This is a genomic window from Nitrospirota bacterium (assembly GCA_040752355.1).
In the GTDB taxonomy this organism is placed as follows: Bacteria; Nitrospirota; Thermodesulfovibrionia; order Thermodesulfovibrionales; family Dissulfurispiraceae; genus JBFMCP01.
The window spans coordinates 146,994-160,752 of record JBFMHE010000006.1 but is presented as its reverse complement, the minus strand read 5'-3'; the positions used below and the strand labels follow the sequence as shown (position 1 = coordinate 160,752).

The 13,759-nt window shown below is 60.0% G+C and carries 13 protein-coding genes; all 13 read left to right on the top strand.

All coding sequences use genetic code 11. The features are described 5' to 3' along the window. Positions 1 to 297: 297 nt before the first annotated feature. A complete protein-coding gene (locus AB1805_06425; GenBank protein ID MEW5745053.1) occupies positions 298 to 1,431 on the top strand; it encodes a type III PLP-dependent enzyme in 1,134 nt (377 codons plus the stop codon). Between the two features lie 117 nt (positions 1,432 to 1,548). Continuing rightward, entirely contained in the window at positions 1,549 to 2,385 is an 837-nt protein-coding gene (gene speE / locus AB1805_06420) for a polyamine aminopropyltransferase (GenBank protein ID MEW5745052.1), read from the top strand. Positions 2,386 to 2,548: 163 nt separating this feature from the next. Beyond that, entirely contained in the window at positions 2,549 to 3,586 is a 1,038-nt protein-coding gene (gene hrcA, locus AB1805_06415) for a heat-inducible transcriptional repressor HrcA (protein MEW5745051.1), read from the top strand. A 21-nt stretch (positions 3,587 to 3,607) separates the two neighbouring features. Next, positions 3,608 to 4,162 carry a nucleotide exchange factor GrpE gene (gene grpE / locus AB1805_06410; protein MEW5745050.1) on the top strand — a complete coding sequence of 185 codons (555 nt, stop codon included), beginning with the start codon at positions 3,608 to 3,610 and terminating at the stop codon, positions 4,160 to 4,162. Between the two features lie 49 nt (positions 4,163 to 4,211). Beyond that, the gene (gene dnaK, locus AB1805_06405) at positions 4,212 to 6,134 is read left to right on the top strand and encodes a molecular chaperone DnaK (protein MEW5745049.1); all 1,923 of its coding nucleotides are present in this window, start codon (positions 4,212 to 4,214) and stop codon (positions 6,132 to 6,134) included. An 83-nt stretch (positions 6,135 to 6,217) separates the two neighbouring features. Further along, positions 6,218 to 7,330: a molecular chaperone DnaJ gene (dnaJ, locus tag AB1805_06400; GenBank protein MEW5745048.1), complete on the top strand. Its 1,113-nt coding sequence runs from the start codon at positions 6,218 to 6,220 to the stop codon at positions 7,328 to 7,330. A 16-nt stretch (positions 7,331 to 7,346) separates the two neighbouring features. Beyond that, positions 7,347 to 8,123, top strand: a complete 777-nt coding sequence (locus AB1805_06395; GenBank protein ID MEW5745047.1) for a 16S rRNA (uracil(1498)-N(3))-methyltransferase — start codon at positions 7,347 to 7,349, stop codon at positions 8,121 to 8,123. Beyond that, positions 8,120 to 9,469, top strand: coding sequence for an ATP-binding protein (locus AB1805_06390; GenBank protein ID MEW5745046.1), 1,350 nt, complete (start codon positions 8,120 to 8,122; stop codon positions 9,467 to 9,469). The genes AB1805_06395 and AB1805_06390 overlap by 4 nt, the downstream gene beginning before the upstream one ends. 49 nt (positions 9,470 to 9,518) lie before the next feature. Next, the gene (locus AB1805_06385) at positions 9,519 to 10,832 is read left to right on the top strand and encodes a sigma-54 dependent transcriptional regulator (protein MEW5745045.1); all 1,314 of its coding nucleotides are present in this window, start codon (positions 9,519 to 9,521) and stop codon (positions 10,830 to 10,832) included. Between the two features lie 152 nt (positions 10,833 to 10,984). Then, the gene (locus AB1805_06380; GenBank protein ID MEW5745044.1) at positions 10,985 to 11,440 is read left to right on the top strand and encodes a periplasmic heavy metal sensor; all 456 of its coding nucleotides are present in this window, start codon (positions 10,985 to 10,987) and stop codon (positions 11,438 to 11,440) included. An 89-nt stretch (positions 11,441 to 11,529) separates the two neighbouring features. Further along, positions 11,530 to 11,955: a hypothetical protein gene (locus AB1805_06375; GenBank protein MEW5745043.1), complete on the top strand. Its 426-nt coding sequence runs from the start codon at positions 11,530 to 11,532 to the stop codon at positions 11,953 to 11,955. Positions 11,956 to 12,076: 121 nt separating this feature from the next. After that, positions 12,077 to 12,937 carry a fumarate hydratase gene (locus tag AB1805_06370; protein MEW5745042.1) on the top strand — a complete coding sequence of 287 codons (861 nt, stop codon included), beginning with the start codon at positions 12,077 to 12,079 and terminating at the stop codon, positions 12,935 to 12,937. A 158-nt stretch (positions 12,938 to 13,095) separates the two neighbouring features. Continuing rightward, positions 13,096 to 13,683, top strand: coding sequence for a FumA C-terminus/TtdB family hydratase beta subunit (locus AB1805_06365; GenBank protein MEW5745041.1), 588 nt, complete (start codon positions 13,096 to 13,098; stop codon positions 13,681 to 13,683). Positions 13,684 to 13,759 lie beyond the last annotated feature (76 nt).

Here is a 13,759-nt window from a genome sequence, read left to right as displayed (position 1 = left end):
TGCCCTTACGGCGATAGGATCATTGGTTGTTTCATCTCCCCCTGTGGTCACCTTGAGTCCACTCACGCTCAAACAACCTCCCGGGTTACTATCGCTCCAGGGCATGTTCAGCGGTGTTGCATGGTAACGGCTTTAAAACCGCTCTGCCTTTAGTGCGGCATGCCGTCCGCTCACTACCCCTCCCCGGAAATTTGTATATTGCGGCGATATTTACTATAATATTTCTCTCCTTTTTAGGATGAGAGCTTAACGGGTACGCGCCTCTGTGCCCGGGATGTCAGGATGGTGGAGCAGAGCATGGATTTGCCGTCGGATTTTATCAGCAGGAAGACATGGAACAAGGTCCTCAACTATATCGCCCTGAGCGACGAGCCGCCGCCCTATCTGCTCATGGACAGGGAAGTGGTCGCCGAGAAGGTCGCCAAGATAGGGAAGAGCATAAAGAATGCAAAGGTATTCTATGCGGTGAAGGCCAACCCCGACATCGAGGTGCTCAAGCTGATGAACTCCCTCGGCACCGGGTTCGAGATCGCCTCCGAGGGCGAGCTCCAGATGCTCGTCTCGATCGGGGTCGAGCCCGGCCGTATCATCACGAGCAATCCCATGAAGACCTTCAAGTTCCTGGAACAGGCGGTCGACTACGGCGTGGCGTACTATGCCTATGATTCGAGGGTCGAGGTGGATAAGCTCGCCCGCTATGCGCCGGGCTCCAAGGTGTATGTCAGGCTCTCGGTGCCGAACGAGGGGAGCGAATGGCCGCTGAGCAAGAAGTTCGGCGTCGAGATGGACGAGGCAGCGGAGCTGCTGCTCTATGCCCGGGAGAAAGGGCTCGAGCCGGTGGGGATCACGTTTCATGTCGGATCGCAGTGCAATAACGTATACAACTGGAATACGGCGATCGAAAAGGCGCGGGAGTTGTGGGAGACGGCCGAGCAGAACGGCATACGGCTGAAGATACTGAACATCGGCGGCGGCTACCCGATCCGCTACACGAAGAACGTGGTCGATATCGAAACGATAGAAAAGAAGGTGAACAAGGCCCTATTCCAGAAGTTCCCGCAGGATGTCGAGATCTTCATAGAGCCCGGGAGGGCCGTGGTCGGCGATGCCGGCATCTTCGTCTCGACCGTCGTGGGAAAGGCGCAGCGCGGCGACGAGAACTGGCTGTATATCGACGTGGGCGTCTTCAACGGGCTCATGGAGAGCATCGGCGGCATCAAATACACGTATGTAGTGGGCAGCAGGAGCGACGCCAAGACCTGGACCGTCGCCGGCCCGAGCTGCGACAGCTTCGATGTGATCGACAGGGAGGTGGAGCTGCCGGAACCCGACATCGGCAACCGTATCCTGATCCTCTCGAGCGGGGCGTATACCATATCCTATGCCTCCGAGTTCAACGGGTTTTCCATTCCCAAGACGATCGTTATTTAGCGTTGGGCGTTATAGCGCAATGCGCTGTAGCGTCGAGAGAGACTATTATACTTTTCGTGTTGTGGCGCGATAAACGCTGTGCGCTATAACACCATAACGCATATAAGGAGGAGCGCCATGATCAAGTTTTTCGAGAAGGACCCCTATGCCCCGATACAGTATGTCTACGAAGTAGGAACCATTCTTCATAAGAGCAAGAGCGCATTCCAGGAGATCATGGTGATCGAGAACCCTCACTTCGGCAAGATGCTCATCCTCGACGGCGTGGTGCAGATCACCGAGCGCGACGAGCTCTTCTACCACGAGATGCTGGTGCATATGGTGATGCATGCCCACCCCGATCCGCGGCGGGTGATCGTTATCGGCGGCGGCGACGGCGGGACGGTCAGGGAGGTGCTGAAGCACAAGGCGGTCGAGAAGGTATACTTCATCGAGATCGACGAGGAGGTCATCAACGTATCGAAGAAGTTCTTCCCCACGGTAGCGGGCGGCGTCGATGACCCCCGCGTCGAGATAAAGTGCATGGACGGAGCGGAGTTCGTGAAGGGGAGGGACGGCGATATCGATGTCGTGATCGTCGACTCGACCGACATCATCGGCTTTGCGAAGAGCCTCTTCACCGTCGAGTTCTTCAAGTCGGTAAAGGATTCCCTCACGGACGAGGGCATGTTCGTGACCCTCTCCGAATCGCTCCATTTCCACAAGGATATCGTCATCGAGGTGCAGGAGGCGATGAAGCTCATCTTCCCCCTCGTGGATCTCTATACCGCGCCGATCGCAACCTATGCAGGCAACTGGTGGACCTTCTCCGCTGCTTCGAAAAAGCACGACCTCAGGACGATGCGCCAGCCCTATACTATCGATACCCGCTATTACAGCGATGAGATTCACCAGCAGGCGTTCATGCCGCCCAAGATGTACGAGAGGCTGATGCAGCGGAAGCTGCAGTGGTAGTCCCGGCGGACCGCGGCAGCCGGAAATCCTGAATATCCCCTGACATCGATACCACCTTGAAAAACAGGCCGTACCTTGACAGGTACGGCCTCCTACTGTTAAATTATTAGCACTCGGTCACAGCGAGTGCTAAAGTGAGGTGCAACTGTCGATGTTATTTGATATGCTTGATAAAAGAAGCAAACAGGTGCTCTACGCCGTAGTGCAGAGCTATATCGAGGCGCCCGAGCCGGTCGGTTCGCGTTTCATAACGAAGCGGTTTTCGATGGGGTGCTCTTCGGCGACTATCAGGAACATTATGGCCGACCTGGAGGACCTCGGGCTGCTGAGCCAGCCCCACACCTCGGCAGGACGGATCCCGACGGATAAAGCGTACCGGTTCTTTGTAGACTCTCTCTTGAATGCGGAAAAGAAGAGTAACTACAACGACTTTCCCGGTGAGTTCATGAAGCATTTTACCACCAAGCTCGATTCGGTAAAGAGCGATATCAACGAGATGTTCTCGGAGGTAACCGCGACCCTCTCGCTGATGTCCAACTATGTGGGCATCGCCGTTCCGCCCAAGCCCGAGAAGAGCACGTTCAAGAAGATCGATCTCATCCGGTATAGGGGGGCAAAGGTGGTCGCCCTGCTCCTGACCGACGAGGGGGTCGTCAAGAACAAGGTGCTCGAGGTAGATCCTCAGCTTACCCAGGACGACCTGAACAGGATAGCCGATTATCTCAATGAAGAGTACTCGGGCTACCTGCTCGACGAGATCAAGGGCATGCTGATCGGGCGGATCAAGCACGAGAAGGCGGTATGGGACAAGCTGGTTGCAAAGGCGATCGAGATCTACGAGCAGGCGCTCTCTTTCGGAGGGGACGATATCTTCGTCTCGGACCTCTACGACGTGATGAACCTGCCCGACTTCTCCAACATGGCGCGCATCAAAGAGCTGTCCCGGGCGATAAAGGACAAGCATATGATCCTGAAGCTCCTCGACGAGCTCATGGAGGCGGAGGGGGTCAGGGTGGTCATCGGCGATGAAAACCCTATCGAGGACCTGAGGCATCTCAGCCTCGTGATCTCCCCCTACAGGGAGGGCGACCGGCCGATGGGCGTTATCGCGCTTGTCGGGCCGACGCGCATGGATTATGCGAAAGCGATACTGATGGTCGATGCGATGGCGCGGTGCGTCAGCAAGACCTTTGAGCGATAGCGCTACAGGGGGTGAAAGCCTATGAATGAGCAAGAACGGACGACAGCAGCTTCCGGGGGCGCAGCCGGCAAGGCCGGCGAGCTCGGCGCCGCTGCGGAGGTCGAAGACAAGATGCCCGAAGCGGTAGAGACCATACAGAACGAGCTGGAAGAGATGAAGGATAAATATGTGCGCCTCTATGCGGAGTTCGACAACTACCGGAAGAAGGCGCAGAAAGACAGGGAGGAGCTCAACAAATATGCCAATGAATCGCTGGCCTATGAGCTCCTGCCGGTTGTCGATAACCTGCAGATGGCGTTGAAACACGCGGCAGAGGGCGACGGCGGATCGCTGCAGGCCCTGGTACAGGGCGTAGAGAATACGCTCAGGGAGATGCACCGGACGCTGGAGAAGTTCGGCATCGTGCCGATCGAGGCGCTCGACAAGCCCTTTGATCCCGCCTACCATCACGCCATGACACAGGTCGAGCGGGCGGATAAGGAGCCCAATACGGTCGTCGAGGAGTTCAGGAAGGGGTACCTCTACAAGGACAAGGTGCTGCGGCCCTCGCTCGTCGTCGTCTCGAAGAAACCGTAACCACGCGCAAGGAATTTTATATATCTCATTAGTGACCAAGGAGGAGAAGATGGGTAAGGCAATCGGCATAGATCTCGGAACAACGAACTCGGTAGTGGCGGTAGTTATGGGCGGCGAGCCGGTGGTGATACCGAACCAGGAGGGGTCGCGCATCACTCCTTCCGTGGTCGCGTTTACCGAAAAAGGAGAGCGCCTCGCCGGCCAGATCGCCAAGCGGCAGGCGGTCACCAATCCCGAAAACACGGTTTTTTCGATAAAGAGGCTCATGGGGAGAAAGTACTCTTCTCCCGAAGTCGAGCATGCCCGCAAGCGGCTCCCCTACAAGATCGCGGAGGCGTCGAACGGCGATGCGCATGTCGAGATCCGCGGCAAGCGGTACTCCCCGCCCGAGATCTCGGCAATGATCCTCCAGAAGCTGAAGCAGGCGGCAGAGGATTATCTCGGCGAGACCGTCACCGAGGCGGTCATCACCGTGCCCGCCTACTTCGACGACAGCCAGCGCCAGGCGACGAAAGACGCGGGACAGATCGCGGGCTTGAACGTCCTCAGGATCATCAACGAGCCCACGGCTGCGGCCCTCGCCTACGGCCTCGAGAAGAAGAAAGAGGAAGAGGTCATCGTTTATGACCTGGGCGGCGGCACCTTCGACGTGTCGGTGCTCGAGATCGGCGAAGGCGTCATCGAGGTGCGCTCCACCAACGGCGACACGTATCTGGGCGGCGACGACTTCGACCTCAGGATCATCGACTGGCTCGTCGATGAGTTCCGGAAGGAGCAGGGGATCGACCTCAAGCAGGACAAGATGGCGCTCCAGCGCCTCAAAGAAGCAGCCGAGCGCGCGAAGATCGAGCTTTCGACCGCTGCCGAGACCGAGATCAACCTCCCCTTCATCACTGCCGATGCGACCGGGCCGAAGCATCTCCTGATGAAGCTCTCGAGGGCCAAGCTGGAGCAGCTCACCGATGACCTGGTCCAGAAGACGCTCGAGCCCTGCAAGAAGGCGCTCGCCGATGCGGGGTTTTCCCAGAAGGATATCGACGAGGTGATCCTCGTCGGCGGCCAGACGAGAATGCCGAAGGTCCAGCAGGCGGTGCAGGGCTTTTTCGGCAAGGAGCCCCATAAAGGGGTCAACCCGGACGAGGTGGTCGCGGTCGGCGCCGCCATTCAGGCGGCGGTGCTCAAGGGAGAGGTGAAGGAGGTGCTGCTCCTCGATGTGACGCCCCTCTCGCTCGGCATCGAGACACTTGGCGGCGTCTTCACCAAGCTCATCGAACGGAACACCACCATCCCGGTGAAGAAGTCGCAGGTCTTCTCGACCGCCACCGACAGCCAGCCGGCGGTTACGATCAAGGTGCACCAGGGAGAGCGCGAGATGGCCGCGGACAATAAGCTCCTCGGCGTCTTCGAGCTCGTGGGTATCCCCCCGGCGCCGCGGGGCGTGCCGCAGATCGAGGTCACCTTCGATATCGACGCCAACGGCATTCTCCATGTCTCGGCCAAGGACCTTGGCACCGGCAAGGAGCAGTCGATCAGGATCACCGCTTCGAGCGGCCTGAGCGAGGAAGAGGTCAAGAAGATGATGCGCGATGCAGAGGCGCACGCCGAAGAGGACAGGAAGAAGAAAGCCCTCGCCGAGGCGAAGAACAGCGCCGACACCCTCGTCTATTCAGTCGAAAAGTCGCTGAAGGACTACGGCGACAAGCTCTCCGAGACCGAGAGGAAGGAGATCGAGGCCGCCCTCGAGAAGTGCAAGCGGCTGAAGGATACCAGCACCGATGCCGCGGAACTGCAGGCTGCGGTCGACGAGCTCACCAAGGCGTCGCACAAGATCGCCGAGCACATCTATCGGCAGCAGCAGGCCCAGCAGGGAGCGGCGGGCGAGGCCGCCGGCGCAGGCGCCGGGGCGCAGGCGAAGTCTCCGGAGGAGGAAGTGGTGGAGGCGGAATTCGAGGATGTAGAAAAGAACAAGTAAGCTGCAGTACCGCTGTTCGATGATAACAGGGAGCGCCGGACGCGTTTACGCCCCGGCGCTCCCTGTGGTACACTAGTAAACGTATGAAAGATTACTACAGCGTTCTCGGCGTTGGCCGGGATGCCACGCAGGAAGATATAAAGAAGGCGTTCCGGCAGCTCGCTTTAAAATACCATCCTGACAGAAACCCCGGAGACAAGGAGTCCGAAGAGCGGTTCAAGGAGATCAACGAGGCCTATACCTGCCTCGGCGACCCTGAAAAACGCGGCAACTACGACCGGTACGGCACTGCTGAAGGCCTCGGCGCCGGCGCGGGATACGGCTTCGGCGGGTTCGGCGGTGGCGCGCCGTTCGAGGACCTCTTCGAGGATATCTTCGACGGCTTCTTCGGCGCCTTCGGCGGCGGCAAAAGGACCCGCGCCACCAAAGGCGCCGACCTGCGCTACAATCTCGCGGTGACGCTCGAGGAGGTCGCCTTCGGCGCCGAGAAGACGATCAAGGTCCCCCGCTGGCAAGCCTGCTCCGTCTGCAGCGGCACCGGGGCGGAGCCGGGGAGCCCTCCCACTACCTGCTCACAGTGCAAAGGAACGGGGCATATACGGTTCCAGCAGGGGTTTTTCAGCGTCTCGAAGACCTGCGGAAAGTGCCAGGGGACCGGGAAGATCATTACGAATCCCTGCCGCACCTGTGAAGGGAACGGCAAGGTCAAGGAGCAGCGCGAGCTGTCGGTCAAAATCCCTGCCGGCGTCGACAGCGGGTCACGGCTGCGGTTGACCGGCGAGGGGGATTTCGGCAGCTTCGGCGGCCCTCCCGGCGACCTGTATGTGGTACTGAGCGTCGACGAGCATCCGCTCTTCAAGCGGGACGGCATGAACATCTATTGCCAGATGCCGCTCTCGTATCCGAAGGCTGTTTTCGGAGGCGAAGTGGAGGTGCCCACCCTCAACGGCCCCGCAACGCTCAAGATTCCGCCGGGGACTCCCTCGGGAAAATCGTTCCATCTGAAGAATAAAGGGGTGCCCCGCATCGGCAGTCATCACCGGGGGGACCAGGTCGTCAGCGTGTACATCGATGTCCCCAAAAAGCTGACGCCCCGCCAGAAAGAGCTCCTCGAAGAGTTCGCGCGCATCAGCGAGGAGGCCCACGACGACGCGAGGGGATTCAAAGACAAGATCAAGGATCTCTTTTCGATGTAGCCCCGGTGCCCGCGCTATGAGAATCGCGCTCTCTCCGGAAGCCATCGCACAACGTATCGATATCAGCCTGCCTCCCGATACGTCCCGCTATCTTCTCTCCGTGCTCCGGTGCTCGAAAGGAGACCGCATAGAGGTGATCGACGGAAAGGGGAAAGCGTACGACGCGGAGATCACCGGCATGACAAAGCGGGAAGTGCGCATCGCTATCCTGGGCGAACGGCAGGCGGCAGCTGAGCCCCCCGTGCCTCTTTTCCTCTGCCAGGGAGTGCTTAAGGGCGAAAAGATGGATATGGTGATCCAGAAGGCTACGGAGCTGGGAGTCAAGGAGATCGTCCCCCTCATCGCCGAGCGGAGCCTCGTCAGGGAGACGAGAAAGGTGCAGCGGTGGGGCAAGATCGCTGAAGAGGCTGCCGAACAGTCCGGCCGGGCGGTGATTCCCCTCGTCCGCGAGCCGATGACCTTCGCGGCTTTCTTCTCGCTGCAGCGCGCCGAATCGCTCAGGGGCATGATTTTCTGGGAGCGGACCGGTCTGCCGCTGAGGGAGGCGCTCTCTCGCATAGCCCTCCCACCGGGCTCCTCTTCCGGCGATCCATCCCTTCATCCTTACGGCTCCTCGCCGCTCCATCTTTTCATAGGACCCGAAGGCGGGTTCTCTATCGACGAAGTCCATCGAGCGGAAGCGCAGGGCATCGTGCCGGTGACGCTGGGGAGCAGGATACTGCGCGCCGAGACAGCGGCAATCGTCGCCGTTGCGCTGGTTCAGTTCATTCTCGAGGGCGAGGGCGCGGCATGAGAAGAGAGGGGGAGCGATCCATGGCCCTCGCGCCGCGCACGCAGCTCTCACGCCATCGTCTCTCGTTCATCATAATCCTCGTTGCGGCAACGGCGATAACGGTAGCGAGCACAGCGGTGCACTACCGCCGCTCGCTCGCCGCTGCCGAGGATGCGCTCCGGTTCCAGGCCCTGGGAATAGCCGCAAGCCTCGAAGCCCTGCTGGGAGAGCCCCCCGCAGTCACGCAGGGAGGAGGGCCGGCCCCTTTCGTGCAGCGCACTATCTTCAGGGACATTATTGCCGGCGGGAAGTGGGAGGGGATCGCCTATATCGCCCTGTATGGCGAGGACGGCGCCATCCTGCTCCACTCGAACGAGAATCTCGTCGGCAGGAGGGTCGAGGACCGTGAACTGCAGGAAGCTGCCGCTGCGGACCAGCCTGTCTACCGCTATCTTACCCTCGGGACCGGCGAGCGGGTGTTCGTGATGAACTATCCTCTGCACAGCGGACCCGGGGCGAGCCTCCTCAGGGTAGCACTGCATACCTTCCCCGTCGAAGAGATGGTGCGCCAGGCCCGGTACCATCTGCTGAGCATCGCCGCGATCATCGTCATGCTCTGGGGCGTCGGGATCTTTTTCATGCAGGCCGCGCGGCGCTCCGAAGAGCTGAAGATGGCAATGGCGGAGAAGGAACGGCTCGCCGTCATCGGGGAGATGGCCTCGGTGCTTGCCCATGAGATCCGCAACCCCCTCGGCAGCATCAAGGGCTTTGCCCAGTACCTGAGAGAGCAGCAGGAGAAGACCGGCTCGCCGGACCGCGGCGACAACGACGCCTCTCTGGATATCATCGTTGCAGAGGCCGAACGGCTCGAGCGTCTTACCGAGGACCTGCTCCTCTATGCGCGGCCGGTAGAGCTGCGGCCGCAGGAGCTCGACCTGGGAGCGCTCGGGGAAGAGGCGATGCAGGCGCTCGGGAGAGCCCTGCCTGAAACGGCTGCGTGCGCTCTTCACCAGAATATCCCCGCCGGACTGCTCGTCAGGGCGGACAGGGACAAGCTGAAGCAGGTGCTGCTGAACCTGCTCCATAACGCGCTCGAAGCGGCGGAGTGCAACGGCGCCGTTGCACTCGAGGCCGAAGACCGCGGCACTACCCTGGCCATCATAGTCCGGGACAGCGGGTGCGGTATGGACAGCGAGACCGCTGCCAAGGCGCTCTCCCCCTTCTATACGACAAAAACGAGAGGCACGGGGCTCGGGCTCGCTATCGTCGATAAGTTGGTGGGGGCCATGGGAGGGACGGTCGCCATCGAGAGCGAGCCCGGCGCGGGGACGACCTTCACCATAACACTGCCGAAGAATTTTATATAATAAGGCTGTGCGTCGTTTTTTGCTATAAAGGGCGGCGCAAGGAAACGATATGAAGAAAGCGGACTTCAGAATACTCGTTGTCGATGACGAAACGTCATTCGTACTGCTCCTTACCAGGATCCTGCAGGATGAAGGCTATACGGTAAAGGGCATGTCCGATGCCGAGGCAGCCTTGAAGGACATCGACGCCTTCTCTCCCCATCTCGTCATCACGGATTTGAAAATGCCCAAAATGGACGGGCTGCGGTTCATGGAGGAGGTGCGGAGGAAGAGCGCCGCAGAGTTTGTCATGATCACCGCCTTTGCGACAGTGGATACGGCGGTAACGGCCATGAAGCAGGGGGCGGTCGATTATATAACCAAACCCCTCAGAGACCCCGGACAGCTGCGGGAGGCCGCGGCAAAGGTCTTCGCGCGCACCCGTGCCGGCTCAAAGGTTCCCCTTCCGGAGGGAGGCCGGGAGCTGCCGCCCCTCGATATCATTTTCGCGGGCATCGAACGGGTGTACGACGATATCCGCGATGCGGCCCCCACGGACGCGACGATCATGCTCTATGGAGAGACGGGCACCGGAAAGAGCCTCATCGCGAAAGTGATCCATTACATGAGCGGCAGGACAGGCGCCTTTGTCGATATCAATTGCGCGGCCATACCCGAGAACCTTCTCGAGTCCGAGCTCTTCGGCTACGAGAAGGGAGCGTTTACCGGCGCGGTGGCGAGCAAGCAGGGCAAGTTCGAGCGCGCCCACCAGGGCACCCTCTTTCTCGACGAGATCTCCGAGATGAGTCTTGTGCTCCAGGCAAAACTGCTGAAGGTGCTGCAGGAGAAGACCTTCGAGCGGCTCGGCTCTCTCTCCACCATACGGACGGATGCGCGGGTCATTGCGGCGACGAACAGGGAGCTGGACAGCCTGGTGAGAGAGCATAAATTCAGGGAGGACCTCTATTACCGGCTCAATGTCTTCCCGGTACGGATCCCGCCGCTCCGCCAGCGGAGAGCGCATATCCCCGCGCTCGCAGCATACCTGGCGGGCGTGATCGCAGCCCGGCTCGGGAGAGAGGACGCGCGGATCTCCGAGGAGACGATGACGCAGTTCACGGAGTACCCGTGGCCCGGCAATATCCGGGAGCTCGAAAACGTGATCGAGAAGAGCGTCATCACCGGCCGCGCTCCCGAGCTGGAGCATGCACGGCGGAGGCTCGGCGGGGGGCATCATCCGGAAGACGGCGACCTCGAAACGGTCAAGAAACACGCTATCGAGAGGGCGCTCGAAAAGACAGGGGGAAACAGGAAAGAGGCCGCCGCTCTCCTCGGGATATCCGTAAGGAATCTCCACTACAAGATAAAAGAGTACGGCCTTTAGGTTCTGCTCCTGCAAAGATTGCACCTCCGTGCGCATGAATTGCACGGGGCTCCTGCTGCGCGGCTCGCTAAATCGAGGGAAAGCAGTCCTTTCTCCTCGTGGCATGGCGCTTGCTTCAGGGTAGTGAGCTAAAGCAAAAAGGAGGTTTCGTTATGAAGAAAGTCGCAGGTATTGGTATTGCCCTGGCGCTCATCATGGTGATGGTATCGGTTGCGCTCGCAATCGGTCCCGGCGCCGGTATGGGGCCGGGAATGGGCTGCGGTATGGGCCACGGCATGGGACCGGGGGCATGCGTGACGGCGAATGCCGCTCTTACCCCCGAACAGGCACAGAAGGTGGAGCAGTTCCAGAAGGAGATCGCTCCCCTTCGCGAGCAGATGTTCACGCTCAGAACCGAAATGAGAGAGCTCAGGGCACAGTCGAACCCCGACTGGAAGGCCATCGGGGACAAGCAGAAGGCCATGATCGATCTGAAGACCCGGGTCAGGGAGCAGGCGGAGCAGGCAGGCATCATCGGCCTCGGCGCCTGTGGCGCCGGCATGGGAAAGATGGGTATGGGTGCAGCAGGCAGAGGCCGGATGATGGGCATGGGGAGAACTGCCCTGTAATCGCCGCATTCGGACAGAACGAGGGTCAGGGGCAGGAGCCGCCGCTTTCGCCTTTGACCCTCCTCATCCACAAAGGATACTATAGGCATATGACCAAGCATAGGCTCCTGTATTTATGGATCACCGCTCTTCCGCTCCTCTTCTTCCTCTCCGCTGCCCGCGCTGAATCCGGTATCAAGGAGGGGTATGACGAGAATACCGAAATTACTGTCAGGGGAAGGGTCGTCGGCATAGAGCGGGAGCGGCGGGGGCCGGTGGTCGTCCGGATGAAGGGGAGAGGCAGGCCCTATAAGGTCATCACGGCGCCTCCCTGGTATCTCTCCCGGGAGGGCCTGACGTTCGAGCCGGGCATGGCCCTTGAAGTGAGCGGCTCGAAATACTTCGACAGGGACGGGAGTCTCTATATCATAGGCAGAAGCATTACCTATCTCGATACCGGCCGGACCGCAGTCCTGAGGGACTCATACTGCAAACCGCTCTGGAACGGACCCCACCATAACCGCCGGCGACAATAGCGGGACGACTCCGGAGAGAGCGCCGCGGCGCCGGCAACCCTTCGGTATCCTTCCCAAAGCCGGGTCTTTCTGATATACTTCACCTAATATAAGAGAAGGGAAAGAGTATCCGGAGCAGAGCTTGTTAAAACTTCGTGACGGCATAGTCGAGCTGTACCGGAAGGCAGCAACGTCGATCCCTACCGATGTCGAAGAGGCGCTGAGAGCGACCTCTCTCCGCGAGGAAGACCCCCGTGTGCGGGAGTCGCTCGAGGTTATCCTCAACAATATCTCGATTGCGAGGACCGAGTCGCGCCCGATATGCCAGGATACGGGGTTCCCGGTCTTCTTCGTCAAGGTTCCCCTCGGGCTGAGCCACCGGGTTATACGGGACGTGATTATCGACGCGACCCGTATTGCGACCAAAAAGATCCCCCTCCGCGCCAATGCCGTCGATAGCGTAACGGAAAAGAACACCGGCGATAATGTCGGTTCGTCGTTCCCGCTTATCTATATCGACGAGACCGACGAACAGATGCTGACCGTCGATCTCATGCTGAAGGGCGGGGGAAGCGAGAACCTGGGACAGGTCTATAAGCTCCCCGCCGTGCTCACCATCGGCGGCAGCGAGGTGCGGGCCGAGCGCGACCTCGAGGGGGTCAGGAAGTGCGTTCTCGACGCTGTCTTCAAGGCCCAGGGGAGGGGATGCTCTCCTTATACAATCGGTATTGCCATAGGAGGGGCCAAGGATCAGGTCGCAGCGCTTTCGAAGCGGCAGCTGATGCGGAGGCTCGGCGACACCTCTGCCGACGCGGTAATCGCTGACTTCGAGGCCCGCATGCTGGATGACCTGAACCGGCTCGGGATCGGTCCCCTCGGGTTCGGGGGAAAGACCACGGCGATCGGCGTCAAGATGGGAGCCGCCCACCGCCACCCGGCATCCTACTTCGTCGATGTCTCGTTCGCCTGCTGGGCGAACCGGAGGGGACGGCTGATATGGTAAAAGACAAGTAAGAAGTAAGAAGTAAGAAGTAAGAAGTAAGAAGAAGGGGGAGCTTAGGGGATATCCTTTATTCTGACTCCTGTCTTCACTTCCTGCTTCTCAGTTCCCACTTCTCAGTTCTTACTTCTTACTTGTCTTTTACGAGGAGGCGCACCTGAATGGATGCCCGAAGGATAACGACACCGCTTTCACCTGAAGATGTCCTGAAGCTCGCGGTAGGCGATATGCTGCTCTTGAGCGGCCCTGTCGTCACCGGCCGGGACAAGGCGCACAAGTTTCTTGTCCAGGAGCGCCCGGCGAGCGGCGAGATGCCGTTCAGCCTCGAAGGGGGCGTCATTTACCACTGCGGACCGATCATCACCAGGACCGACGATACCTACCGGCTCATCGCTGCCGGCCCGACGACGAGCATGAGAGTCGAGCTGTACGAGCCGGAGGTCATCAAGCGCTACGGCATCAGGGGCATCATCGGCAAAGGAGGCATGGGAGAGGGCACGCGGGAAGCGCTCAAGCAGCACGGCTGCGTTTATCTCCACGCGGTGAGCGGCACGGCAGCGTATCTCGCCGACAGGATCCAGCGGGTCGTGACCGGGTGGAAAATAGAGGAGTTCGGCGCTGCCGAAGCGATGTGGCTGCTCGAGGTGGCGGACTTCCCGGTGATCGTCACCATGGATGCGCACGGCAACAGCCTGCACCGCGAGATCGAGGAACGGTCGCTGGTCGCGCTCAAGGAATTGCTCACGTAGCGAAGAGGTATTTTTCACTGGACATCGGTGCGGTTCTTGCGCTAGAGTACCGGGAGCGAGGGATGAAACCATAAGC